At 70.5% G+C, this 24,642-nt stretch carries 23 protein-coding genes and 1 tRNA gene; 10 read left to right on the forward strand and 14 right to left on the reverse strand.

The window, feature by feature from the left end:
- Positions 1–306: 306 nt before the first annotated feature.
- Positions 307–389: transfer RNA gene (locus ACFYZQ_RS23885), tRNA-Leu, on the forward strand.
- Between the two features lie 78 nt (positions 390–467).
- Here ACFYZQ_RS23885 and ACFYZQ_RS23890 read toward each other — a convergent pair.
- From ACFYZQ_RS23890 to ACFYZQ_RS23905, 4 genes are all read right to left on the reverse strand, one after another.
- Positions 468–4,580 carry a caspase family protein gene (locus ACFYZQ_RS23890; protein WP_389151111.1) on the reverse strand — a complete coding sequence of 1,371 codons (4,113 nt, stop codon included), beginning with the start codon at positions 4,578–4,580 and terminating at the stop codon, positions 468–470.
- 4 nt (positions 4,581–4,584) lie between these two features.
- Positions 4,585–5,466, reverse strand: coding sequence for an antibiotic ABC transporter ATP-binding protein (locus tag ACFYZQ_RS23895; protein WP_389151114.1), 882 nt, complete (start codon positions 5,464–5,466; stop codon positions 4,585–4,587).
- A 149-nt stretch (positions 5,467–5,615) separates the two neighbouring features.
- A complete protein-coding gene (locus ACFYZQ_RS23900) occupies positions 5,616–5,867 on the reverse strand; it encodes a hypothetical protein (RefSeq protein ID WP_389151117.1) in 252 nt (83 codons plus the stop codon).
- 193 nt (positions 5,868–6,060) lie between these two features.
- On the reverse strand, positions 6,061–6,459 hold the full coding sequence (locus tag ACFYZQ_RS23905; protein ID WP_389151119.1) for a helix-turn-helix domain-containing protein: 399 nt from the start codon (positions 6,457–6,459) through the stop codon (positions 6,061–6,063).
- 238 nt (positions 6,460–6,697) lie between these two features.
- On the opposite strand from ACFYZQ_RS23905, the gene ACFYZQ_RS23910 reads away from it, so the two are divergent.
- The 6 genes from ACFYZQ_RS23910 to ACFYZQ_RS23935 all read left to right on the forward strand — a co-directional run bounded on the left by ACFYZQ_RS23910 (position 6,698) and on the right by ACFYZQ_RS23935 (position 12,831).
- A complete protein-coding gene (locus tag ACFYZQ_RS23910) occupies positions 6,698–6,913 on the forward strand; it encodes a hypothetical protein (RefSeq protein ID WP_388803150.1) in 216 nt (71 codons plus the stop codon).
- Between the two features lie 97 nt (positions 6,914–7,010).
- A complete protein-coding gene (locus tag ACFYZQ_RS23915; protein ID WP_388803153.1) occupies positions 7,011–7,229 on the forward strand; it encodes a hypothetical protein in 219 nt (72 codons plus the stop codon).
- 108 nt (positions 7,230–7,337) lie between these two features.
- On the forward strand, positions 7,338–9,263 hold the full coding sequence (locus ACFYZQ_RS23920) for a hypothetical protein (protein WP_389151122.1): 1,926 nt from the start codon (positions 7,338–7,340) through the stop codon (positions 9,261–9,263).
- 409 nt (positions 9,264–9,672) lie between these two features.
- On the forward strand, positions 9,673–10,353 hold the full coding sequence (locus ACFYZQ_RS23925; protein WP_389151125.1) for a hypothetical protein: 681 nt from the start codon (positions 9,673–9,675) through the stop codon (positions 10,351–10,353).
- Positions 10,354–10,541: 188 nt separating this feature from the next.
- On the forward strand, positions 10,542–11,717 hold the full coding sequence (locus ACFYZQ_RS23930; protein ID WP_389151128.1) for a 4-hydroxybenzoate 3-monooxygenase: 1,176 nt from the start codon (positions 10,542–10,544) through the stop codon (positions 11,715–11,717).
- A 235-nt stretch (positions 11,718–11,952) separates the two neighbouring features.
- Positions 11,953–12,831, forward strand: a complete 879-nt coding sequence (locus ACFYZQ_RS23935) for a Bax inhibitor-1/YccA family protein (protein WP_389151131.1) — start codon at positions 11,953–11,955, stop codon at positions 12,829–12,831.
- A gap of 99 nt (positions 12,832–12,930) precedes the next feature.
- Here ACFYZQ_RS23935 and ACFYZQ_RS23940 read toward each other — a convergent pair whose 3' ends face one another.
- Complete coding sequence (locus ACFYZQ_RS23940) at positions 12,931–13,161, reverse strand: DUF4287 domain-containing protein (protein ID WP_388803168.1); 231 nt, start codon at positions 13,159–13,161, stop codon at positions 12,931–12,933.
- Between the two features lie 105 nt (positions 13,162–13,266).
- On the opposite strand from ACFYZQ_RS23940, the gene ACFYZQ_RS23945 reads away from it, so the two are divergent.
- Positions 13,267–13,578 carry a hypothetical protein gene (locus ACFYZQ_RS23945; RefSeq protein ID WP_389151134.1) on the forward strand — a complete coding sequence of 104 codons (312 nt, stop codon included), beginning with the start codon at positions 13,267–13,269 and terminating at the stop codon, positions 13,576–13,578.
- A 58-nt stretch (positions 13,579–13,636) separates the two neighbouring features.
- Here the strand turns inward: ACFYZQ_RS23945 and ACFYZQ_RS23950 are convergent, their stop codons facing one another.
- The 3 genes from ACFYZQ_RS23950 to ACFYZQ_RS23960 all read right to left on the reverse strand — a co-directional run bounded on the left by ACFYZQ_RS23950 (position 13,637) and on the right by ACFYZQ_RS23960 (position 17,098).
- Complete coding sequence (locus ACFYZQ_RS23950) at positions 13,637–14,419, reverse strand: hypothetical protein (RefSeq protein WP_389151137.1); 783 nt, start codon at positions 14,417–14,419, stop codon at positions 13,637–13,639.
- 280 nt (positions 14,420–14,699) lie between these two features.
- Positions 14,700–15,917, reverse strand: coding sequence for an acetyl-CoA C-acetyltransferase (locus tag ACFYZQ_RS23955; protein WP_389151140.1), 1,218 nt, complete (start codon positions 15,915–15,917; stop codon positions 14,700–14,702).
- 143 nt (positions 15,918–16,060) lie between these two features.
- On the reverse strand, positions 16,061–17,098 hold the full coding sequence (locus ACFYZQ_RS23960) for an SGNH/GDSL hydrolase family protein (protein WP_389151143.1): 1,038 nt from the start codon (positions 17,096–17,098) through the stop codon (positions 16,061–16,063).
- Positions 17,099–17,258: 160 nt separating this feature from the next.
- Here ACFYZQ_RS23960 and ACFYZQ_RS23965 point away from each other — a divergent pair, with 160 nt between their 5' ends.
- Positions 17,259–18,650: a cystathionine beta-synthase gene (locus ACFYZQ_RS23965; RefSeq protein WP_389151146.1), complete on the forward strand. Its 1,392-nt coding sequence runs from the start codon at positions 17,259–17,261 to the stop codon at positions 18,648–18,650.
- A gap of 387 nt (positions 18,651–19,037) precedes the next feature.
- Here the strand turns inward: ACFYZQ_RS23965 and ACFYZQ_RS23970 are convergent, their stop codons facing one another.
- The gene (locus ACFYZQ_RS23970; RefSeq protein WP_389151149.1) at positions 19,038–19,898 is read right to left on the reverse strand and encodes a helix-turn-helix transcriptional regulator; all 861 of its coding nucleotides are present in this window, start codon (positions 19,896–19,898) and stop codon (positions 19,038–19,040) included.
- 146 nt (positions 19,899–20,044) lie between these two features.
- Between ACFYZQ_RS23970 and ACFYZQ_RS23975 the strand changes: the two genes are divergently transcribed.
- On the forward strand, positions 20,045–20,806 hold the full coding sequence (locus tag ACFYZQ_RS23975; protein WP_389151151.1) for an SDR family oxidoreductase: 762 nt from the start codon (positions 20,045–20,047) through the stop codon (positions 20,804–20,806).
- A 12-nt stretch (positions 20,807–20,818) separates the two neighbouring features.
- Here the strand turns inward: ACFYZQ_RS23975 and ACFYZQ_RS23980 are convergent, their stop codons facing one another.
- From ACFYZQ_RS23980 to ACFYZQ_RS24000, 5 genes are all read right to left on the reverse strand, one after another.
- Positions 20,819–21,247 (reverse strand): hypothetical protein, encoded by a 429-nt coding sequence (locus tag ACFYZQ_RS23980; RefSeq protein WP_389151375.1) that lies wholly within the window; start codon positions 21,245–21,247, stop codon positions 20,819–20,821.
- A gap of 72 nt (positions 21,248–21,319) precedes the next feature.
- Positions 21,320–22,252, reverse strand: a complete 933-nt coding sequence (locus ACFYZQ_RS23985; RefSeq protein WP_389151153.1) for an ABC transporter substrate-binding protein — start codon at positions 22,250–22,252, stop codon at positions 21,320–21,322.
- A 10-nt stretch (positions 22,253–22,262) separates the two neighbouring features.
- Positions 22,263–22,925 (reverse strand): ABC transporter permease, encoded by a 663-nt coding sequence (locus tag ACFYZQ_RS23990; RefSeq protein ID WP_389151156.1) that lies wholly within the window; start codon positions 22,923–22,925, stop codon positions 22,263–22,265.
- 1 nt (position 22,926) lies between these two features.
- Entirely contained in the window at positions 22,927–23,568 is a 642-nt protein-coding gene (locus ACFYZQ_RS23995; protein ID WP_389151159.1) for an ABC transporter permease, read from the reverse strand.
- The gene (locus ACFYZQ_RS24000) at positions 23,565–24,602 is read right to left on the reverse strand and encodes an ABC transporter ATP-binding protein (RefSeq protein ID WP_389151162.1); all 1,038 of its coding nucleotides are present in this window, start codon (positions 24,600–24,602) and stop codon (positions 23,565–23,567) included. The genes ACFYZQ_RS23995 and ACFYZQ_RS24000 overlap by 4 nt, the downstream gene beginning before the upstream one ends.
- Between the last annotated feature and the right edge of the window lie 40 nt (positions 24,603–24,642).

Here is a 24,642-nt window from a genome sequence, read left to right on the forward strand (position 1 = left end):
GACTGCGGTCGGACCGGGCGGCGCCATGTCATACCTGGGGATGACGGCCGAACCCTGAAAGGCCCTCAGGGAGGTGGACAAGCTGTCGAGAACAGGTGGGGCCCCCTTGTTCGTACGGTGAAATTCCGTCATTCCACGTACGCGGGAACCCACCGCGCGTAACGCTATTGGCAAGTGCTGATGGCTAGTTCAGTGGGCTGATGCACCCTCAGACCTCAATAAAATAAGACAACATCGGTCCGACCTCCCGCTGTTCGGGGGATGCACCCCCGATAGGGTCGAACCTCGAAGCGGAGCCCATGGCCTGCCCGGATGGTGGAATGCAGACACGGCGAGCTTAAACCTCGCTGCCCCTCGCGGGCGTACCGGTTCAAGTCCGGTTCCGGGCACTTCGATCTGCAACAAGCGGGACGCCACCGCCCTGGGGGCACCCCCCGGGCTGCATGGCGCGTGGACCTGACGCCCAGTCACCGGCACTTGGTCATGACCACGACTTCGTTGCGCATGCCGATGACGATGTCGTCGCCGCATACGGCTATCGCATCGATGGGCAGAGGCAAGGCGATGGTCTCCACGAGCCGGTGGACTCCAAGATCCCAGTGGCGAACAGTCCTGTCGTGGCCGGCGGTGATGGCGTGGGGTCGGCCGTCGATGGTGGTGCAGGCGATGGCGTTGATGGTGCCGGTGTGGCCGGTGAGGGTGGCGCGTTGGGTGGCGTCGGTGAGGTCCCAGACGCGAGCGACTCTGTCGTGGCCGGCGGTGATGGCGTGGGGTCGGCCGTCGATGGTGGCGCAGGCCACTGCTTCGATCCAGCTTTTGTGGCCGATGAGGGTGGCGCGTTTTGTGGCGTCAATGAGGTCCCAGACGCAGGCGACTCGATCGTGGCCAGCGGTGATGGCGTGGGGACGATCATTGATGGTGGTGCAGGCGATGGCGTTGATGGTGTTGGTGTGGCCGGTGAGGGTGGCGCGTTGGGTGCCGTCGGTGAGGTCCCAGACACGAGCGACGTCGTCGGCGCCCGCGGTGATGGCGTGGGGTCGGCCGTCGATGGTGGTGCAGGCGATGGCGTTGATGGTGCCGGTGTGGCCGGTGAGGGTGGTCCGTTGTGTGGCGTCGGTGAGGTCCCAGACGCGAGCGACTCTGTCGTGGCCGGCGGTGATGGCGTGGGGTCGGCCGTCGATGGTGGCGCAGGCCACTGCTTCGATCCAGCTTTTGTGGCCGGTAAGGGTGGCGCGTTGGGTGGCGTCGGTGAGGTCCCAGACGCGAGCAACCTCGTCGCCGCCTACCGTGACGACGTATGGCCGGTTTTTCATGGGAGTCCAAGCGACCGCTTGGACCCAGTCGGTGTGGCCTGGGAGATTGGCGCGTGTTGTGCTATCCGTGAGGTCCCAGACGCGAGCGACTTCGTCGTCGCCGGCGGTGATGGCGTGGGGCCGTTCGTCGATGGTGGTGCACGCGATGGCATTGATGGCGTTGGTGTGACCGGTGAGGACGGCGCGTTGGGTGCCGTCGGTGAGGTCCCAGACGCGAGCGACTTCGTCGTCGCCGGCGGTGATGGCGTGGGGCCGTTCGTCGATGGTGGTGCAGGCGATGGCGTTGATGGTGTCGGTGTGGCCGGTGAGGGTGGCGCGTTGGGTGCCGTCTGTGAGGTCCCAGACGCGAGCGACCTGCTCGTGGCCGATGGTGATGGCGTGGGGTCGGCCGTCGATGGTGGTGCAGACGATGGCGTTGATCCAGTTGGTGTAGCCGGTGAGGACGGCGCGTTGGGTGCCGTCGGTGAGGTCCCAGACGCTAACGGCACTGTCGTAGTAAGCGGTGATGGCGTGGGGTCGGCCGTCGATGGTGGTGCAGGCAATCGCGCTGATCCAGCCGGTGAGGGTGGCGCGTTGGGTGCCGTCTGTGAGGTCCCAGACGCGAGCGACGTCGTCGGCGCCGGCGGTGATGGCGTGGGGTCGGCCTTCGATGGTGGTGCAGGCGATGGCGTTGATGGTGCTGGTGTGGCCGGTGAGGGTGGCGCGTTGGGTGCCGTCTGTGAGGTCCCAGACGCGAGCGACCTGCTCGTGGCCGATGGTGATGGCGTGGGGTCGGCCTTCGATGGTGGTGCAGGCGATGGCGTTGATACTGCTGGTGTGGCCGGTGAGAGTGGCGCGTTGGGTGCCGTCGGTGAGGTCCCAGACATGGATGACCTTGTCGTTGCCGGCGGTGACGGCATGGGGTCGGTCAGAAATCGTGGTGCAGGCGACAGCGTGCACTCCGTGGTGGCCGCTGAGGGCGCTGTGGAAGGCGGGATGCACCAGGGACCCCGTCGCCCAGCGAGGGCGCCAAGTGCGCCCCTGCGACAGTTCCCGGACCAGGTCCTTTTCCCCGTACCGGGCGGCGTCGACGGCGAGGATGTCTCGGCGCTGCTGTGGTCCGGCCGAGGAATGGACGTCTGCTGAGGCCCGATAGATGGCGCAGCGAAGACGGCACTCGTCGGAGGTGGTGGCGTGCAGTGCATGGAGCAGGTGCGCGGGCGTGGCGTGGACGAGGAACTCGACGTCGTGGAGGAGTTCATCGAGACAGCGGCCTGCCGCGGCGTGTGTGGCGAGATGGTCACGCAGATAGGGGTGAGCGGCGGGCCAGTCCCGGCGTCCGGTGATCGGATCGTGGGTAACCTGCGCCAGGAGGGCCGAAGTGATGGCCCGGTGCGCGGTGAGGTCGTCATCCCGTTCGCGCAGGTGCTCGGCCATGGTCTCGTGGAAGAGACGAAAGGCCGAGCCGGCCGGCGTCGAGGTCTCGACCACATAGGCCCCGGCGTGCTCGTGAAGCCAGTACAGGTCGTCCTGGGAGCAGGGTATGCCGGACAGGGCCTCGGCCACCGGTCCCCACAGGGTCGACCAGGGAAGCCCGACGCCCTGGGCGTAGGCCAGCGGACGCAGGAGCCGCTCCACCTTCGGCCGGTCGGGACCGAACCGAGCCAGGTAGGCGGCGAAGGCCTGTCCAGCGTCGCTGGGGAGTTCCTTCTCCCAGCCGGGGCGGGTGGTGTCGACTGTGATCTGGCCGTGTACCAGGGCTCGTGCTGTCATTCGTGTGACTAGGAACGACTTCTCCGCCCTGGACGCGATCCCTCGGGCGACCCTGTCCGCTTCGTCAGGGAGCCCCTTGTACGGGGAGCAGCTGGCCGGGTCCTGGGCGTCGAGGAGGAGCGCCCGGGCGTAGTCGACCACGTCCTGGTGGGTGATGTGCTCGGGCTCGTCCAGGTCCAGCGTCACCACCGCGCGGCCCACGGCCGGGATCAGCGGGCGGCGGGTGCCGACGATGAGGCGTACTGAGGGAAGCGTGCTCAACGGCTGCAGGAACTCACGGGCGATGCGGTTGCCCTCGGCCGTGTCACCTGCCGTGCCCGCTTCGTCGAGGGCGTCGATGACCACGACGACCGGCTGGGCGCGCTCACCCAGCGAGTCCAGGAGCTCCTCCTGGTCGCTGCCCTTGGGCAGAGCGAGCGCGGCGGCCAGATCGGCGGCCAGATCGTCGAGGACGGCACGCCGGGCGTGGAGCCGTACGACTGCCAGTCCCGCTGGTGGCAGGAGCCGCTCGGGAGAGTTGGCACGTGCCGGGTGGTCGGCGTCGCTGAGCATCAGGAAGCGGCCGAGCAGGGCCGACTTCCCCGATCCGGGGTCACCGGTGATCACGCGTGCCTTGCGGTCATGCTGTGGCGCAGCGAGCCACGACGCCAGAGCGGTGAGCGCGGTGGTTCGGCCCGTGAAGTAGTCGCCCCGATCGCTGGTGTGCTCCACGCCCCGGCCGCGCGCTTCGAAGTGGCCGCGGGTCTGCTTGCGCAGACGGGTCAGTGTGTCGACGTCCAGGTCGTCGGTCGGCAGGCCCGGGATGTGGGCTCGGTTGCGGAAGAACGGGGCGTGGCCGTCACTATCGATGGTGGAGTGGCGGGCATGTTGTGCGGGGTGCCGAGTCCGGAAGTACTCGTTGACGCGCTCCGTGATCTCCCGGACGCCCAGGTACTCCGGACGGGCTCCCGCCTGCGGCTGCTGCAGGACATGGGCCAGGGCATCCACGAAGGCGTTCTCGCGGGCCCGTTCCTTCCCCCGGGCCGCCGCCATCATCCAGCGCCCCGCCGCACCTCGCTGGGACGCCGCCAGTTCGGCGGCCAGTTTGGCGATGTCCTCGGTGCCCGCTCCGGCGTAGCAGGTGTCGAGGACGACCAGGAGATGGCCGACCGGACTTGTCATCAGCGGACGGCACAGGTCCTCGCTGGCCAACGCCGACGTGTAACGCCCTGCCTTGCTGCCCGCGCAGAGCAGGTAGTGCCGGTCGGCCGCCTTCACGCCGTGGCCGGCGAAATAGACCACCACCACGTCCTGCGGCCCCAGGTCCGCCTGCAGCGACCAGTCCTCGATGTGCTCCACCAGGTCCTTGCCGGGGTCGGCCGCCAGTTCGGGCAGAACCACGGTGTAGTCCATCGGCTCCAGCAGTTCCCTCACCCGTGCGACGTCCTGGGGCACGCCCGGCAGGTCATCGATCCCCGGGTCCGCGTACCTCCCGACGCCCACCGCGATCAGGAACCTGCGGCCTTGTGCTGCCATGTACTCAGCCCTCCAGACCGCGTGCGACGGCCCTGCCCGTGCTGGTCGCGGTCAGGTAGCGCAGCAGGTCGTGCATACGCATGCCGTTGCTGATCGAGACGTCCTGGACCCGGCCCCCGAATCGGGGCGCCAGATGGTCGGCAAGGGCCACGATGTCCCCGCGGTCGGCCACGTTCGTCCACCGCGCGACTGAGCCGGGCCAAGCGCCGGTCCCATCCGTGGGCCGGGGCTGCAGTCGGTCGAAGACCACGCTGCGCATGCCCAGCGGCGACCCCAGCGTGACGAAATCGGTGACCGGCCAGTCGGGATGGGCACACAGCGCTTCGTACGCCACCACGGAGCCGAGCGAGTGGGCCACCAGCACCCGGGTCTCGTCGGTGATCTCCTCGGCGATACGCGTCTGTGCCTCGCTCCTCAACTCCGGGTCGGTCATATAGCGACGTACCTGCTTCAGAGCGAAGATGAGAAGCCGGTCGGACACCTTGGCGAAGAACCGGGACGCGCTGAGGGCGTCGAGAGCGGCGCGTACCCGCTCGGAGAGCAGCAGCCGGGACGCACCGAAACCGACTGCCCCGCGGGTACCGGTCGCGTCAGGCCCGAGGATCTCCGGCTCGACTTGAGCGGCCTGCTCCCACCAGGCCTCGAGCAGCTCGGCTTCGAGGCCGTCCTCCACGTCCGTCTCGTCCCATGGAGGCAGGTCGAGGGAGCGGGTTCCTGCCTCGAAGTACAGGTTCCCGTAAAACGCGCACGCCACATCCTCCGGCCGCAGATGGGGCCCACCCGCGAGCCGCAGCCCGTCCCGGAGTGCGGGTCCGACCTCGAGTCCCATCGACTCGGGTCCGAGGAACTCCTGCCCGATGCCGTGGACGACGACCACGCGTGCCATGACTAAACACCCCCGTTGTGGCGACTCCAGTACGTTCCACACCGGTTTACCGCACAACGGGCAGCCGGTGCGGCTTAGTTGGCGTAATCCCTGGCTTGCTGAGTCGTCTCCCCCCGAGACGAGAACTCCGCGGGCCCCTGCAGAAGGATTCAGCCTTCGTAAACGGTCAGCACGGCGCCCCCCACCTCGATCCGCCGGCCCGCGCGCATGCCGTTGCGGCGGAGGGTTTCCAGGCAGGTGCGGAACAGGGCGAGTTCTTCCGTGTCCAGGATGGCGGCGGCCAGGTCCAGCAGGCCGTCGACCGCCTCCACGGTGAGTACCTCGGGCAGGTCTCCGGACAGCAGGACGACCGATTCACCGGCGGGTCCCCGGACCACTGCCGTGGTCGGTCCGCCATGCACGAACAACACATTCCCCCCTGAGAGCCCGTGGTCGTGCGGCTCTCGCGCGTCGGCAGGACGAGAGGCTGTCGGGCAGGACGAGAGACTAGCGGGGGTTCTCGGCGGTTTCGGGCGGTGTCGGATTCTTTAACCGACTTGGTGACAGAGCGACCGTTCGCGTTTCAGGGCGCGGCCGGGCCGGCCGGGGCCGCGGTCAGTTCTCCCGCGCGGAGCGGTCCAGCAGGGACTCCACCAGGGCGGCGACGTGGCGGCGGTCGTCCGAGGACAGCTTCTGCACACTCGCGATGAGCAGGTCCACCTCGGGGTCGGTGGCGGGAGCGGCCCCGGCGTCGGCGGCCGTGGCGGACGGGGCGCCGTAGACGTGGATGCCGCAGGCCTCGGCGGCGGCGCGCCGCACGGTGTCCAGGGGGAGCTCCAGCCCCTTGGCCAGGCCCTCCAGGGTGGCCGCCTGGGGCATGCGCACGACGCGGTCGGCGGTGGCCAGGTGGTGGACGGTGGAGCGGGGGATGCCGCCGCGGCGCGCCACGTCACCGTAGGACCAGCTCTTGCGGTCGAGGCGTTCCCGGATCAACTGCTGCAGTGCGTTGGCCACTGACGGTCACTTCCTGCTCGCCGCTCGGCTTGGGGCCTGGCTGTCCATGTCGGGGCCGATTCTACGGTCGGGGGCGGGTGCGGCCGAAAGGGTGATTACCCGAACGGGTTGCGCGGAGGGTCCTCGACCCCGTAGTGTCCAATCTCGTTGGACAGCACGTCCGACCACGTTGGACAGAGTCCGGGGGGAACCTGACTTCGTCCGACCGGAAATGTCTATCCCTGAGGGGGAATCGATCATGATGGACGCCCACGAGCTCGAGGCCGAGTCCGCGGAGCTGCTGCCGGGCCGCGAGGCCCTGGGTCGCCTGAAGTTCAGCTTCGGCAAGACCGTGAACGTCACCAAGCACGTCGCGAACATCCACGCCGCCAACCAGTCCGCCGCCGTGAACGACCACTCGCTGTGGTCCGCGGCCGACTCCGGTGCCGCGCAGGCCATCAACGTCGCCCAGTGACACGTACGCCCGGCTGAGCGGCTGGGCGGCTGAGTAGCTGAGCATCTGCAACACCGAAACACCTGAAACGTCGGAAACACCCGAAAGGACATCCATCATGAGCATGGACATGCACGAGCTCGACACCGAGTCCGCGGAGCTGCTGCCGGGCCGTGAGGCCCTGGGTCGCCTGAAGTTCAGCTTCGGCAAGACCGTGAACGTCACCAAGCACGTCGCGAACATCAACGCGCACAACGAGTCGGCCGCGCTCAACGACCACTCGGCGTGGTCGGCCGCCGAGTCCTCGGCCGCCCAGACGATCAACGTCACGCAGTAAGCGGCGGCGCCGCGACGACGGCCTGACGGGGGCGGACCGCGAGGTGGCGCGGTCCGCCCCCGTCAGCCGGATGGGGGGGAGCGGTGAGCACGTGGGGGGAGATCACGGATGACGGTGCTCGGAGACGGGACCGCGGCGCTTCACGACACAGGACCGGTCCCCGGCCCCGGCGGCTGGCCGGTGACCTACGAGCAGGTGGCGACGGGCAGCCTGCCGGTCGTCGAGCCGCCACCGCTGGTGCCGAGACTGAGCGCGGGGCTGCAACTGCACGGTGAGTACCAGGGATCGGGCTTCACCGACCCCAAGTACATCGCCCGTCGGGGGGACGGGCAGGTCGTGCAGTTGTCGCGGCTGCTGTACCTCGTCGCGTCGTCCGTGGACGGCGAGCGGGACGTCGAGGCCATCGCCCACCGGGTCAGCGCCCGGTACGGCAAGGAGGTCAGCGGTGACAACATCCGCTACCTGGTCGAGAAGAAGCTCGAGCCGCTCGGGCTGACGGTTCCCGAGGGCCAGGAGGACGACGAGGTCGAGGCTCCGCGCTCCGATCTGCTGCTCGCCCTCAAGGGGCACCGGGTCATCTTCAACGAGCGGCGCACCGCGAAGATCGCCCGGGCGCTGGCCTGGCTGCACCGGCCGGCCGCGGTCGCGTTCGTACTGCTGTCGGCCGTGGCCATGGACGTCTGGCTGTTCGGGTTCTTCGGGGCGATCGAGCCGGTCCTGGAGGTTCTCGACCAGCCGGTGCTGATCCTCGTCGTCTTCGTGCTCACCGTGGCCTCCCTCGTCTTCCACGAGTTCGGTCACGCGTCGGCCTGCAGATACGGCGGTGCCAGACCCGGCTGCATCGGCTGCGGGCTGTTCCTCATCTGGCCGTCGATGTACACCGACGTCACCGACGTCTACCGGATCGGGCGCGGCGGCCGGCTGCGCACCGACCTGGGCGGGGTGTACTTCAACATCGTCTTCATGCTGGCCATGGCGGGGCTGTACTTCGCCACCGGAGCGCAGTTCCTGCTGGCCACGGTCTATCTCGGGCACTTCGAGATCCTGGAGCAGTTGATGCCGGCCGTCCGGCTGGACGGCTACTACATCCTGGGCGACCTCGCCGGCGTGCCGGACCTGTACGGCAAGATCAAACCGATCCTGCTGAGCCTGGTCCCGGGAGCGAAGGGACGCGCGGCCCGCGAGGAGGTCGCCGGGCTGAAGAAGTCCGCCCGGACCATCGTGGCCACCTGGGTGCTGACGATGGTGCCGCTGATCGTCGGCGAACTCGGGTACGCCCTGTGGAACCTGCCCCGGATCGTCGCCACGATGACCCGGTCGCTGACCGAGCAGCTCCTCGGCACCGGGTCGGCCTTCGTGCACGGGCAGATCGTCGAGGGTCTGGTCGGGGTCATCGGCTGCGTGATGCTGCTGTGCCCCATGGCCGGAGTCGTCTACCTGTCGGTGAAGATGGGCGGCCGGATCCTGCGGGCGGCGAAACGCTCCACCGACGGCCGGCCGCGGCTGCGGGTGGTGCTGTGCGCGCTGGCCCTGGCCGGGCTGGCGGGGCTCAGCTACGCCTGGGTGTCCGGGGTGACGCCGCAGCCGCTGCCGAAGAAGCCGCCGATCGCGCCGATTCTGCAGCCGGGGGTCTCCACGCGGGATCCGGAGCCGCGGGAGGCGTCCACGCCGGACGACGGCACCTCGTACGCCCCGTCGGGCGGGGGCGCCTCGTCGCCGTCGGGGGTGGCGGGCACCGGATCGGCGCGGCCGGGGGCGGGTCCGTCGGCCTCGGCCTCGGCCTCGCAGAGCGCGTCCACGTCGGCTTCGGCCTCCGCCTCGGCGAAGCCGAGCCGGACGGCGCACTCGCCGAAGGCGGGGGCGCCGAGCGTCCCGCCCACCCGGGATCCCGTGCCGCCCACCACCTCCGGCGGGACCGGCGGCGGGCCGGCGGTCGATCCCACGCCCACCCCGTCCGAGAGCGTCCCGGCGACCCCGACGGACAGCCCCTCCGCACCACCGGTCTCCGACTCGCCCGCGCCGGCGACGTCCTGACGACCCGTTGAACGCCGGCGGCGGCAGTCACCTCGCCACTCCGGCCGGTCACGGCAGCCGACCGCCCACCTGCGGCGGCAGCCGCGAACCGTGCCCTCGTGAGGGCAGCCGCCGACAGCGCCCGCGGCAGCCGGGCGGCGTCGGTGGTGGCAGGCCACCGCCCACCTGCGGTGGCAGCCACCCTCGGTGTCCCGGCCGTGCCGGCCGCGAGCCGCAGGCCTGTCGCAGCCGCGAAGCTCGTGTTCGCGGCAGTCGCCGCCGGAGCCCGTGGCGGCCATGCGGGGGCCGGTGGTGGCCGGCCACCGCCCACCTGCGGTGGCCCCCACCCACCATGCCCCGGCCTCGGCAGCCGATCGCCCACCTGCGGCGGCAGCCATCCGTACGTGTCCGATCCATCGCTGGAGATCCCATGAACAGCCATCGAAAGCCACGCTCCACCACCAGCCACCTCACCCAGCGGGCCGTCCGCATAGGGCTCTTCGCCGCCGGTATCGCCGGTGTGGCGACCGCCGTGCCGGCCCAGGCCGCGACGGCCGCGCCGCAGACGCACATGGCCTTCGCCTCGGACCACGTGTTCAGCCACGCCGACCGGGCGCACCACACGCAGACGAAGGACTCCTTCACCATCCGCCAGTTCGGCAAGGTGGACGCCACCGCCGTGCGCAACCAGGCGAACGCGGTCTCGGCGGGCTGCTCGGCCGACGCCCACTGCCGTTCGGTGGCGCTGTCCTTCCAGATCGTCACGGTCGCCGGGGAGCACGCCAGGCTGAACGCCGTGAACCTCAGCGACGCGGCGAACAAGAAGTGCACGGGCTGTCAGACACTGGCCGGCGCCTACCAGTTCGTCGTCTCCACGCCGACCCCGCTCGCCCTGGACGACACCGCCCGCGGACAGCTCGCCGACATCCACCGCCGGCTGGACGAGCTGACGCGGTCCACGCTCCCGGCCGCCGAGCTCAAGTCGAAGGTCGACGGCCTCGCCGCTGAGGTCACCGGTGTCCTCCACGACGCGGTGGCACAGGCACCGAAGGGTGACACGCAGCCCGACGTGACCGTGCACCGCCACCTCGACGGCTGGCCCGGCCACTGACCCGAGCCGCCGTCGCCCCCCACCCTCCGCCGGGCCCGCGCGTTGTTCGCCGGCCCGGCGGACGGCTGTACGCGTACGGCCATTGACATCACCGCAGGCCGGGCGGAAACTCAAGCGAACAGTGAAGGAAGTTTCACCAGGCGAACGCAGACGGCGCGAGACCGCGCACCGACCGAAGGGAACGACCGATGCGCACCACCGTCGGCATCATCGGAGCAGGCCCCGCCGGGCTTCTTCTCGCGCGGCTGCTGCACACCGCGGGCATCGACGCGGTCGTCCTGGAGAGCCGTGACCGCGCGTACGTCGAGCACCGGCAGCGCGCCGGGATCCTGGAGCAGGGCACGGTGGACGTGCTGCGGTCGGCCGGCGCGGGGGAGCGCATGGACCGGGAGGGGCTGCGGCACGACGGGATCGAGCTGCGGTTCGCCAAGCGGCGCCACCGCGTGGACTTCCCGGCGCTCACCGGCGGCCGGTCCGTGACGGTCTACGCCCAGACCGAGGTCTGCAAGGACCTCATCGCCCTCCAGTTGAAGGAGGGCGGCCCGCTGTTGTTCGAGGCGGAGGCCCTGGCCGTCGAGGACGTGGACACCGACCGGCCCCGCGTCCCCTTCCGGCACGCGGGGCGTGAGGACGTGCTGGAGTGCGAGTACGTCGTCGGCTGCGACGGCTTCTGGGGGGTGTCCAGGAAGGCCGTTCCCGCCGCACTCTCCCAAGTCTTCGAACGCACGTACCCCTTCGGGTGGCTCGGCATCCTCGCCGACGTCGCCCCCTCGCACGACGAACTGGTCTACGCCCGCCACGACCGCGGCTTCGCCCTGCTGTCCATGCGCTCCCCGTCCGTCTCCCGCCTCTACCTGCAGGTGCCCGCCGGAACCGAGGCGGAGACCTGGGCCGACGGTGAGATCTGGGACGAACTGGAGCGCCGGTTCGAGACCGCCGACGACTGGCGGCTGGAGCGCGGGCCCATCACCCAGAAGTCGGTGACCCCGATGCGTTCCTTCGTCCACGAACCCATGCGGCACGGCCGTCTCTTCCTCGCCGGGGACGCCGCCCACATCGTGCCGCCGACCGGTGCGAAGGGACTGAATCTCGCCGTCGGTGACGTCGTCACCTTCGCGCGGGCGCTGACCCACCGGCGGGAGACCGGTTCGGCGGAGCTGCTCGACTTGTACTCCGAGACCTGTCTGCGCCGGGTGTGGCAGGCCGAGCGGTTCTCCTACGACATGACGACCCTGCTGCACCGCGCCCCCGACACCACGGTGTTCGAGGACCGCCTGCAGCTCGCCCGCCTGGAGCGGATCGCCTCCTCCCGGGCCGCGGAGACCGACCTGGCCGAGGCGTACACGGGGTTCGCGTTCGACTGACGGAGGCCGGCGGCCGGCGATCGACGGCCGATGACGGACGCCGTCATCCCTGTCCGGTTCCGGCCGTGTACCGGTTCGGTGAGGAATGGATCCCTCCGTGGCCGGGAATCACGCATCCGCGTAGCGTGTTGGCCAGCACGGGCAGGGAAAGATCCTCCTCAAGTACGAGGGGCATTCCTTTGCCAATCCATTACTCTTGAGCCAAGGCCACGAAGGGTGGCCATGGAGGAGTGAAATGAGGAGCAGTAACCCGGTCTTCTCGCGACGGGGGTTCAGCCGCGACAACGGCTACGCGGGCTTCAACACCGCGCCGCAGGCCGGGTACGCACAGGGCAACCCGTACGCGCAGGGCAACCCTTACGCGCAGAACCCCTACGCGACCAACCCGTACGCCCAGCAGGACCAGCAGCTCGGCGCTCCGCCGCAGGCACCGGTCGCCACCGGCCGGATGACGATGGACGACGTCGTCATGCGCTCGGCCATGACGCTCGGCACCGTCGCCGTCGGCGCGGTCCTCGCCTGGGCCCTGCTTCCCGTCTCGGCCGGCAGCTACGGCCTGGCGATCGGGTCCGCGCTGGTCGCGATGGTCCTGGCCCTCGTCCAGAGCTTCAAGCGCACCCCGGTGCCCGCGCTGATCCTGGGATACGCCGCCTTCGAGGGCGTGTTCCTCGGCGTGATCAGCGAGATGTACAACAGCCAGTGGAGCGGCGCCCCGTTCCAGGCGGTGCTCGGCACCATGGCGGTCTCGGCCGCCACCCTGCTGGTCTACAAGGCGGGCTGGATCCGCGTCACCGCCCGGTACGCCCGCATCGGTCTGGCCATCGCCATGGCGTTCGTGCTGGTCATGGCGGTCAACCTGCTGCTGGTCGCGTTCGGCGTCGCGAGCGACGGCGGTCTGCGCAGCTTCGGTCCGCTGGGCGCGGCCGTGGGCATCCTCGCGGTGATCATCGGCGCGTTCTTCCTGACCCTCGACTTCAAGCAGATCGAGGACGGCATCGCCTACGGCGCCCCGCGCCAGGAGGCCTGGCTGGCCGCGTTCGGCCTCACCATGACCCTGGTGTGGATCTACGTGGAGATGCTGCGGCTCGCGGCGATCTTCAGCAGCAACGACTAGCCACCGCCCGGCGGTAGCGGGACAACGGCTGCGAGAAGGGCCCCGGGTTTTCCCGGGGCCCTTCGCCGTCTCGCCGTCTGGGTACGGCGTGATGCGCGACTAGAGGAGTTTGCGCGCGGCCCTCCTCAGGTCGTACTCATGGACGATCGCCTTGGCGTGGCCGTACGCGAGGTTGTGCTCGTGCCGGAGCCAGCTGACCTTTTCCTCGAAGCGGAAGAGAGCGGGACCTTCTTCTACGGCGCGAAGCCAGTCGGATACTTCACGACCGGTGCAGTGGGGGATGCGGGCGAGCAGGTTGCGGTGGGTCTCCTCGGAGAACAGTTGGGACATCGGCGCCTCCGAACGCAAAGGGGATGTAAGCCGGTCCTTCAGGTCACCGTGCCCTAGCGTTGGCGTATTGGCAACAGTCCCGATGGGACGCGTTACGCTCACCGCGTGGTTGATACGACGCCCCTGACCCGTGCCGTGGAACATTTCGCCGACCGGTTGCGGGCGGCGCCGCAGTCCCGACTGCAACGAAGCGCTGCCGCCGAGGCACTGCAGTTGGCCAGGGACCTGGCGGTGCGGGCCCAGCGAATCGAGTGCCCCGATCTCGAGCCGAGGCAGATGCCGGACGCGGGGATGTTCGCGGCCGCCGACCAGATCACCGTCGCCGCACACGACTTGGCGCTCCTGCTGTCCAGTGACACCGAGGTCGAGGAGGCGGTGCGGCTGGTAGCCGAGGCGCAGAAGCGGGCGGGGGTCTGAGCGTCGCCCCTCTTGCCGCGATCGCCGCGAGGTTCGCCCCTTTCGCCGGGGCGCTCCGCTACTGGGACGCGATGACGCGGTCCGCCAGGATGTAGACGCTCTCCTCGCCGCACGCGAACGTCAGCGTGTAGGCGCCCGAGATGCCCGAGCCGCCCATCAGGTACGGCTTCTCACCCGCCCGCAGGGCCGCCGCCAGGCGCTCCGCCGTTTCGCGGTGGCCGGGGGTCATGCACAGGGTCGTGCCGTCGGCGAAGACGTAGACGTCGAGGGTGCCGAGGGGCCCCGGGCGCACGTCGGTGAGTTCGACGCGGGAATCGGCGAGCTGTTCGAGGATGGTGACCGTGCGCTCATGGTCGTTCACGGCGGGCGACTGCACGGGGACGAAGTCGGGGTGGGAGGGATGGCGGCGGCGGGCCGCGGCCAGCTCCGGGGACTCCCCGGCGAACTCGTCGGTGTCCACGCCGGGCTCCGCCACCGGCTCCAGGCCCGCGAAGTCGGACGGGCGGGGCAGGAACAGCTCGCTGTCGGGGAGACCGAGCAGGGTGGGCGCGTCCGGGGTCTCACGGGCCTCCTGCGCGGCCCAGAACGCCCGCGCCTCGGCCAGCTCGCGCTCCCGCTCCTCGGCGAGCGCAGCGGCCACGGCCGCGCGTATCTCGTCGGTGTCGGCCGCGGTGCGGGCGGCGGGCAGCAGGGCGCGCGTCGCGGCGGACCGGTTCTCGGCGAGCTGCTGGTGCAGGGCCGCGAGCTGCCGACGCAAGCCCAGCAGTGCGCGCAGGACGGCGACGCCCACGGCGCCGGTGGCGGCCGTGGTGACCAGCAGGGCGATCGGCATGGCGCTCACTGACGTACTCCCGGTTAAAAGTCGACCCCCGATTTCCTACATCAGCTTGAAGGGCGGACTAACCAGCTGTCAGTGCGTAACGTCACGAAACGGACAGTTCTCTGCCCGGGTTTTCCTGTGTTGGCCGCTCTGACCTGGCTGGATACCTCCTGCAGGAGATAGGTCACATCCTGGGGGAGATTGGATCACAAACCGGCCCGGCGTTCGAGGTTTTCTCGAACGCCGGGCCATTGGGTCACGTTGGGTCCCGCGGCGGTCACCGCGCGGCGCCCGCCGGGTCTCAGCTCAGGCGCTCGATGACCATCGCCATGCCCTGGCCGCCGCCGACGCACATCGTCTCGAGGCCGAACTGCTTGTCGTGCCACTGCAGCGAGTTGATGAGCGTGCCGGTGATCCGGGCGCCGGTCATGCCGAAGGGGTGGCCGACGGCGATGGCACCGCCGTTGACGTTCAGCTTGTCGAGGTCGATGCCGAGCTCGCGGTACGAGGGAATCACCTGGGCGGCGAAGGCCTCGTTGATCTCGACCAGGTCGATGTCGTCGATGGTCAGACCGGCCCGCTGGAGGGCCTGCTTGCTGGCCTCGACCGGGCCGAGGCCCATGATCTCGGGGGACAGGCCGGAGACACCGGTCGACACGATGCGGGCGAGCGGGGTCAGGCCCAGCTCGCGGGCCTTGGTGTCGGACATGATGACGAGCGCGGCGGCACCGTCGTTGAGCGGGCAGCAGTTGCCGGCGGTGACCAGGCCGTCCGGACGGAAGACCGGCTTGAGGCCCTGCACGCCCTCCAGGGTGACGCCGGCGCGCGGGCCGTCGTCCTTGCTGACCACGGTGCCGTCCGGCAGGGTCACCGGGGTGATCTCCCGCTCCCAGAAGCCGTTCTTGATGGCCTCCTCGGCGAGGTTCTGCGAGCGTACGCCGAACTCGTCCATCTCCTGACGGGTCACGCCCTTCCAGCGGGCGAGGTTCTCGGCGGTCTGGCCCATGGAGATGTAGGCGTCCGGCAGCAGACCGTCCTCGCGCGGGTCGTGCCAGGTGGTGCCCTCCTGCTCCGCGACGGCGGCGGTGCGGGCCTCGGCCTCGGCGAACAGCGGGTTGTGCGTGCCCGGCATGTCGGAGGTGCCGTTGGCGTAGCGGGAGACCATCTCCACACCGGCCGAGACGAAGACGTCGCCCTCACCGGCCTTGATGGCGTGCAGCGCCATGCGGCTGGTCTGGAGCGACGAGGAACAGTAGCGGGTGACCGTGCAGCCCGGCAGGTGGTCCATGCCCATCTGCACGGCCACGATCCGGCCGAGGTTGTGGCCCTGCTCGCCGCCCGGCAGACCGCAGCCGAGCATCAGGTCGTCGATGTCCTTCGGGTCCAGCTCGGGGACCTTTGCCAGCGCGGCCTGAATGATCGTGGCGGTCAGGTCGTCCGGGCGCAGGTCCTTGAGGGAGCCCTTGCCGGCGCGGCCGATCGGGGAGCGGGCGGTCGAGACGATGACTGCTTCGGGCATCACGGCTCCAGTTCAAAAGGCAGCGCGTAGCGCTCGCGGGCTACGGGGATCTGGTCGGCTCCCTCGGAAGTTACCCGTACGTATGGCTCAGGTCACGGGTAACCGGGTGTGACTCTGACCGCACTTTCTAAGCGCTTGCTTTGTCACGTCAGGCGGGTCGTCGGGGCCGGTTCGGAGCTCGGCTCCGGCTCGGCCACCCGCCGCCTCCTGCGGCGCTTGAGCAGGGCCCACGGCCCCCGGGGTCCGGTCGGCATCGCCGCGGTGACCTCCGTACCGGCCTCGTCCGCCGCCTCCGCCGCCGCGCGGGCCACCGGCAGGAAGCCCTCGCGCCGCGAGACGTCCGGGCGCTCCTCGTCCGCCGGCCACAGCCCCAGGGCGGCGCAGACGGTCGGCAGGACCGCCATCGCCGCCGTGGCGTAGCCCTCGGCGGAGGGATGGTAGTTGTCGGGGCCGAACAGCTCACGCGGGTTCGCGGCGAATTCGGGGCCCAGCAGGTCGCCCAGCGACACCGTGCGCCCGCCCTGCTCCACCACCCCGATCGTCTGGGCCGCCGCCAGCTGCCGGGAGGCGCGGCGGGCCAGCCAGCGCAGCGGCTGCTGCACCGGCTCGATGGTGCCCAGATCCGGGCAGGTCCCGACCACCACCTCGGCACCCGCCGTGCGCAGCCGGCGTACCGCGGCCGACAGGTGACGGACCGAGCGGGTCGGGGGCATCCGGTTCGTCACGTCGTTCGCCCCGACCATGATCACGCAGATGTCGGGCACGGCGGAGGGATCGGCGAGGACCAGGCCGACCTGGCGGTCCAGGTCGTCCGACCGGGCGCCGGTCTGGGCGACGTTGCGCAGCTCCACCGGGCGTTCCGCCACCGCCGCCAGCCCCGACGCCAGCAGCGCGCCCGGTGTCTGCCCCGAGCGGTGCACACCCTGGCCCGCGGCCGTGGAGTCGCCCAGCATGGCCAGCCGGAGGGGCGGTTCGCCGGGGGTCTCGTAGGAGCAGCCGTACACACCGTCGGCCACGGGCACCCGCCCGCGCACGCCGTTGCCCACGTGCCGCCTGGCCAGCCGGACCTCGGCCAGGATCACCCCCACGGTGGCCGCGCCGACCAGCCCGACCCCGCCGCCCCCGTATGCCGCGCCGGCCGCGATCCGCCGGGCAACTCTCGCCCTTGACATGCTCGTCATGCCTCGCCGCCACCTCCTCTTACCGTTCACCCACTCCTTGCCCCGTACGGCCCGTACTCCAATCTCAACGGTCAGTGAACGCCCACCGCGGCGCCGACGGGGGCCGTAGGCTGGCGGCACCAATCACGACCACCTTTTTTGCAAGCAACCGGAGACAACGGTGCGATTCCACGACTCGATGATCAGCCTCGTCGGCAACACCCCGCTGCTGAGGCTCAACAGTGTGACCAAGGGGATCCAGGCGACCGTCCTGGCCAAGGTTGAGTACTTCAACCCGGGTGGTTCCGTGAAGGACCGCATCGCCCTGCGCATGATCGAGGCCGCCGAGCAGAGCGGGGAGCTCAAGCCTGGCGGCACCATCGTCGAGCCGACCAGCGGCAACACCGGCGTGGGCCTGGCCATCGTGGCCCAGCAGAAGGGGTACAAGTGCATCTTCGTGTGCCCCGACAAGGTGAGCACCGACAAGATCAACGTGCTGCGGGCGTACGGCGCCGAGGTGGTCGTGTGCCCGACCGCCGTGGCCCCCGAGCACCCGGACTCGTACTACAACGTGTCCGACCGGCTGGTGCGTGAGACGCCCGGCGCCTGGAAGCCCGACCAGTACTCCAACCCCAACAACCCGCTGTCGCACTATCACTCGACCGGCCCCGAGCTGTGGGAGCAGACGGAGGGGAAGATCACCCACTTCGTCGCCGGTGTCGGCACCGGCGGCACCATCTCCGGCACCGGCCGCTACCTGAAGGACGCCAGCGACGGCAAGGTCCAGGTGATCGGCGCCGACCCCGAGGGCTCGGTCTACTCCGGCGGCTCCGGGCGGCCCTACCTCGTCGAGGGCGTCGGTGAGGACTTCTGGCCGACCGCCTACGACCGGACGGTCGCGGACGAGATCGTCGCCGTGTCCGACAAGGACTCCTTCCAGATGACCCGGCGGCTGGCCAAGGAGGAGGGCCTGCTGGTCGGCGGCTCCTGCGGCATGGCGGTGGTCGCGGCGCTGAAGGTCGCCGAGCGGCTCGGCCCGGACGACGTCGTCGTGGTCCTGCTCCCCGACAGCGGGCGCGGCTACCTCAGCAAGATCTTCAACGACGAGTGGATGGCCGACTACGGCTTCCTCGAGGACGAGGGCCCCAGCGCCCGCGTCGCCGACGTCCTGCAGGACAAGGCGGGCGGCATCATCCCGTCCCTGGTCCACATGCACCCGGACGAGACCGTCGGCCAGGCCATCGAGGTGCTGCGCGAGTACGGCGTCTCGCAGATGCCGGTGGTCAAGCCGGGCGCCGGTCACCCGGACGTGATGGCCGCCGAGGTCGTCGGCTCGGTCGTCGAACGCGAGCTGCTCGACGCGCTGTTCAGCAAGCGGGCCTCGCTGGAGGACCCGCTGGAGAAGCACATGTCGGCCCCGCTGCCCCAGGTCGGCTCCGGCGAGCCGGTCGCGGACCTGATGTCCGTGCTCGGTTCGGCGGACGCGGCGATCGTCCTCGTCGAGGGCAAGCCGACCGGCGTGGTCAGCCGGCAGGACCTGCTGGCCTTCCTCGCCAAGGGCGGGAAACACTAGGGCCTGTCCGGCGGATCATGCCGCAGGAGCGGGACCTGATCCGCCGGACAGGTCCTGGCGAACGGCCGGTGAACGGCAGGTAGCCGTGCGGTAGTTGCGGTCTCCTGTCCCAGCGGTGGACTTCGCGGAAGTGGTACGAGCGCGTCACGTGCGCGCAGCACCCGCTTAACACATGTACGGCACATTGGTGGGTGTCGGCAGGGCGGGAGCGGCTCCCCGCCCAGGCCGGCGCCCAGCGGCGCCAAGGACTACCGGAGCGGCTCCCGGACCTCCATGGACGCCACGGACGCGCAAGCCCGGCCCTGACCCGGCCCGCGTCCCTCGCGGGGACCGCCGTCGTCCCGCCCCCCGGTCACGGGGGTGCGGCGGTCCCCGCGCATGTGCTTCTCAGCAAGCGTGCGCGGATTCCCAACTGCCCAGCAGCGCGAGGCGTTCGGCCGTTTCCGAACCCGGCTCCGGTGTGTACACCACGATCGTCTGCTCCGGCTCCGACGGCACGGTCAGGGTCTCGTACGGGAGGGTGAGCACGCCCGCCACCGGATGCCGGATCCTCTTCACGCCGTACGCGCACTCCGCGACCTGGTGGTCGGCCCACAGTCGGCGGAAGTCCTCGCTCTTCAGGGACAGTTCGCCGACCAGGGCGCACAGCGCGGGGTCGTCGGCGTACGTCCCCGCGGCCAGCCGCAGATAGGCCACCGTCTGGGCGGCCACCGCGGACCACTCCGGGTAGAGGTCCCGGGCCGCGGGGTCGAGGAAGACCTGCCGGGGCATGTTCCGGTCGCCCGGGGCCATACGGCCGAAGCCGTTCACCGCGTCCCCGAGGGCGTTCCAGGCCAGTACGTCCATACGGCGGCCGAGGACGAAGGCCGGGCTGCGCTCCATGCCGTCCAGCAGCAGTTGCACGCCGGGGCGCACGCGGGGCGCGGGCGGGCGCTTGCTCTGCTTCTGCCGCGCGGGCCGCGCCACCGTGCGCAGGTACTCGTGCTCCGTCTCGTCCAGCCGGAGTACCCGGGCGACCGCGTCGAGCACCGCGTCGGAGACTCCCCCAGACTTCGTCCGGGAGGGGCCCCCAGGCCCCCGCCCCTGCTCCAGCCGGATGTAGTAGTCGACGCTCACCCCCGCGAGCTGCGCCACCTCCTCGCGGCGCAGGCCCGGGACGCGGCGCCTGCCGTGCGTGGCCAGCCCCACCTCCTCGGGCTGGATGCGGGCGCGGCGTGAGCGCAGGAAATCTCCGAGGTCCCCGTCCATGGGTTCGATCGTAGGGGAACGGCCGGCCCGGAACCTGGTACTGGCAGACCCAGGAAAAGCGCATCCCTGGGTACGGCCGCGACGACGGCGCAGGGTGGTGAGTGCCGCCGGGGAGACGCCCCGGCCGCGAACCCAGGGAGCCACCCATGTCGTACGAGAACCTTTCCGGTCGCACCGCCGTCGTCACCGGCGCCGCCAGCGGAATCGGCGAGGCCGTCGCCGTGCTGCTCGCGGCGCGGGGCGCGCGGGTTGCGCTGCTCGCCCGGCGCGGGGAGCGGCTGGAGGAGATCGCCGCCAAGATCAGGGCCGACGGCGGGCAGGCGCTCGCCGTCGTCGCCGACGTCACCGACGACGCGTCCGTGCGGGCCGCCAAGGAGCGGATCCAGAAGGCCTACGGGCCCGTCGACCTGGTCGTCAACAACGCCGGCGTCATGCTGCCGAACCCGGTCGACGACGGCCGTATCGACGAGTGGCAGCGGATGCTCGACACCAACGTGACCGGCGTGCTGCGGATGATCCGCGCGTTCACCGCCGACCTGGTGGGGGCCGCCGCCGAGGGCCGTACCGCGGACCTGGTGAACATCAGCTCCATCGGAGCCCACATCCCCTTCCCCACCTACGCGGTGTACGGGGCGACCAAGGCCGCCGTCACCTATCTCTCCCAGTCGCTGCGCACCGAGTTCGGGCCGCGTGACGTGCGCGTCACCAACATCGAGCCGGGGCTGACGCAGACCGAGCTCGCGACGCACGTGGACAGCGCGGAGCTGTCCGGACAGCTGGACGGCATGCTGGAGGCGATGGGCGCACTGACGTCCGAGGAGGTCGCGGACGTCATCGCCTACGCGACCAGCCGCCCCCGGCACGTGAACCTGCGGCAGATCATGGTGCTGCCGACCCGGCAGGCGTGAGGGGCCACCCTGTCATTCCTCCCAGTCGGAGCCCTGGGAGGAGGTGTGGCGCCGGTGGCCGAACAGGCCGGGGTTGGCGCGGGCCGCCTGGACCACGTTGACCCCCACGATGCCCGCCCAGGCGGCCAGCAGGCCGGGCAGGTGTGCGATGCCGCCGCCGATCGCGGACAGCGGAATCGCCAGCACCAGCGAGACGATGCCGAAGCCGAAGCGCTCGCCCCAGGAGTCGCCGTTCTTCGGCTCGCGGCTGCCCCGGGCGACCTGCAGCTGCTGCTCGGCCAGCTGCCGGCGCACGCGGCGCTCCACCGCGCCGTCGATGCGCTGGTCGACCTTCTCCAGGAACGACTCCACCAGCGCGGACTCGTACTCCTCACCCAGCTCCCTGCGCGCCTGCAGGGTGGCGTTGAGTTCCTTCTTCAGATCGGCGTCCCGCGCCTCCATAGCGGTCATGGGACCAAGCTAGGCAGCGGGGACGCCCGCCGCACTGGGGTTAGCCCCCCTGTTCCCGGACGGTCACTTGATGAGCCCGTGCTGCTTCGCGTAGGCGTTCGCCACGTCCTCCGGGTCCTTCTTGTCGTTGTCGACCTGGCTGTTGAGCTGGGTGAGCTGGGCGGTGGTGAGGGTGTTGCCGAGGCGGGCGAGGGCCTTGCGGACGACGGAGTCGGCCTTGCGGTCGGCGATGAGCGGGACGATGTGCTGGCTCGGGATCAGGTTCTTGGGGTCGGCCAGCACCACCCAGCCGTTGGCGGCGATGTCGGTGTCGGTGGTGAACAGGTTCGCCACGTCCACGTCGCCCTTCTTCAGGGCGCCCTTGACCAGCGGGCCGTCGGAGTCGAGGGACTTGAACTCCTTGAACTCCACGCCGTACACGTCCTTCAGCCCGACCGCGCCCACCCGGCGCTTCTTCACCTCGGGCGCGGCGCCGATGACCAGCTTGCCGTTCTGCTTCGCCAGGTCGGCGAGTGAGGCCAGGCCGTACTTCCGGGCGGTCGCCCGGGTGACGACGAAGCAGTCGGAGTCGGCCGCCTCCCCGTACGGCAGCACCTGGAGGCCGGCGGGCAGTGCCAGGGTGAGCGCGTTCTGCATGGTGCCCGGATCCGCCGAATCGTCCTTCGGGGCGAGGTAGTTGAGCAGGGCGCCCTGGTACTCGGGGAGCAGGTCGATGTCGCCGGCCTTGAGCGCGGGGATCACGATCTCGCGGGTGCCGAGGTTGGGGCGGACCTTCACCTTCACACCGGCCGCGGACAGGACGGCCGCGTAGAGGTAGCCGAGCACCTGGTTCTCGGTGAAGTTGGCGGTGCCGATGGTGATCCCGCCCTTGCTGGAGCCGCCGCCCGCGGTCGAACCGCTCTCCCCGTTCAGGGAGGTGATGCCGCCGGCGCAGGAGGAGAGGGCGGGGACGGAGGCCGCTGCGAAGAGGCCGCCGAGGAGAGTACGTCGGTTCATCGAGGGGCCCCTAGGCAGTGCGGTGTCGGAAGAGGAAGCGCTGGAGGGTGCTCAGCAGCAGGTCGAGTACGACGGCGACGACCGCGACCAGCACCGCGCCGCCCAGCACCTGGACGAGGTCGCGCTGGGCGAGTCCGTCGAAGACGTAGCGGCCGAGGCCGCCGAAGGAGACGTACGCGGCGATGGTGGCCGTGGCGACGACCTGGATGAGCGCGAGCCGCAGGCCGGTCATGATCAGGGGGAGGGCCAGCGGCAGCTCCACCTGGAACAGCACCTGGTGGCCGCGCATGCCCTGGCCGCGCGCGGCGTCGCGGACGTCCGGGTCCACGGCCGTCATCCCGGCGTAGGTGTTGGTGACGATCGCGGGGACGGCCAGGGCGACCAGCGCGACGTACACCGGCAGCATCGACAGCCCGCCGGCCAGGAAGACCAGCACCACCAGGCCGACGGTCGGCAGGGCGCGGCCGAAGGACGCCAGGTTGATGGCGATGAACGCGCCCTTGCCGGTGTGGCCGATCAGCAGGCCGAGGGGCAGGCCGATCGCGGCGGCGATGGCGGTGGCGAGGAGCGAGTACTGGAGGTGCTCGGCGAGGCGGTGGGCGATGCCGTCCGGGCCGGCCCACTGGGAGCCGCTGGTCAGCCACTCGGCGAGGTTCTTGAACAGCTCGTACATCTCAGGCCCGCCTCCTGCGCCACGGGGTCAGCACGTACTGGAGGGCCACCAGCAGCGCGTCCGCGACCACCGCGAGCAGGATGGTGAGGACCACGCCCACGATCACCGGGGTCGGGAAGTCGCGCTGGAAGCCGTCGGTGAACAGTTGGCCGAGGCCGCCGTCGCCGATGTAGGTCGCGACGGACACCAGGGAGATGGACATGACGGTGGCGATGCGGACGCCCGCCATGATCACGGGGAGCGCGAGGGGGAGCTCCACGGTGAGGAGGGTGCGCAGCGGGCGCGTGCCCATCGCCTTCGCGGCCTCCTTCGTCTTCGCGGGGACCGATTCGAGGCCCTCGACCGTGTTCCTGAGCAGGACGACCAGGGTGTAGACGGTCAGGCCGATCACGGTCGTGGTGCGGGTCAGGCCGCTGACGGGCAGCAGGAGTACGAAGATCGCGATCGAGGGGATCGTGAACAGGATGTTCGAGACGCCGAGCAGGAAGCCGCGCAGGGGGCGGACCCGGTGGGCGATCACCGCGAGGGGCAGGGAGATCAGCAGGCCGAAGAACACGGCGGTCAGGGCGGCCTGGAGGTGGGAGAGGGTGAGGCTGGTGAGGTCGTCGGTGTGGTCGCCTATCCACGACCAGTCGACGGTCACGCGGCCACGCCCACTTCGGTGTGGGCCCGTCCCGCGTGCTCGTGGATGTCGTCGCGGGACGTGACGCCGGTGAGCGTGCCGGTCGCGTCGACGCGGGCGATCAGGCCGGTGGGGGAGGAGACCGACTCGTTGAGCGCGGAGAGCAGGGAGTCGGTGTCCCGCAGCGGCCGTACGGGAAGCTCGGCGCCATGTGTCGAACGCCAGTGCGTTGGCTTGCGCGTCTCGTCCAGGACGAGCGACCAGGTGCCGCCCTCGGGCGCCGGGCCCTGCGGGACATCGGCGAGGGACTTGAGGGACAGCAGCTTCAGGCCGCGCTCGGCGCCGAGGAAGTCGGCCACGAAGTCGTCGGCGGGGCGGGCGAGCAGTTCGGCGGGCGGGGCGCACTGGACCAGGTGGCCGCCGGTGCGGAAGATCGCGATGCGGTCGCCCAGCCGTACGGCCTCGTCGATGTCGTGGGTGACGAAGACGATGGTCTTGCTCAGCTCCGTCTGCAGACGCAGGAGCTCGTCCTGGAGCTGGGTGCGCACCACCGGGTCGACGGCGCCGAAGGGTTCGTCCATGAGCAGTACGGGCGGGTCGGCGGCCAGGGCGCGAGCGACGCCGACCCGCTGCTGCTGGCCGCCCGAGAGCTGGTGCGGGTAGCGCTTCCCGGCGTCGGCGGCGAGACCGACGGTCTGAAGGAGTTCGGCCGCCCGGGCGCGGGCCTTCCTGCGGTTCCAGCCGAGCAGGAGCGGGACGGTGGCGACGTTGTCGAGCACCGTGCGGTGCGGGAAGAGGCCCGCCTGCTGGATGACGTAGCCGATGGAGCGGCGCAGTTCGGCGGCGTCCTGTTCGGTGACGTCCCGGCCGCCGACCCGGATGGTGCCGGAGGTCGGCTCCACCATTCGGTTGATCATCCGCAGGGTGGTCGTCTTGCCGCAACCGGAAGATCCCACCAGGACGGTCACTCCGCCCTCCGGCATCTCCAGGGTGAGGTCGTGGACCGCTGTAGTGCCGTTGGGGAAGCGCTTGTGGACCGCGTCGAACTGGATCATGAGATGTCCCTTGCCCGGCTGTATAACGTCATGCAGAGTT

This window comes from Streptomyces sp. NPDC001843, from assembly GCF_042891955.1.
GTDB lineage: Bacteria > Actinomycetota > Actinomycetes > Streptomycetales > Streptomycetaceae > Streptomyces.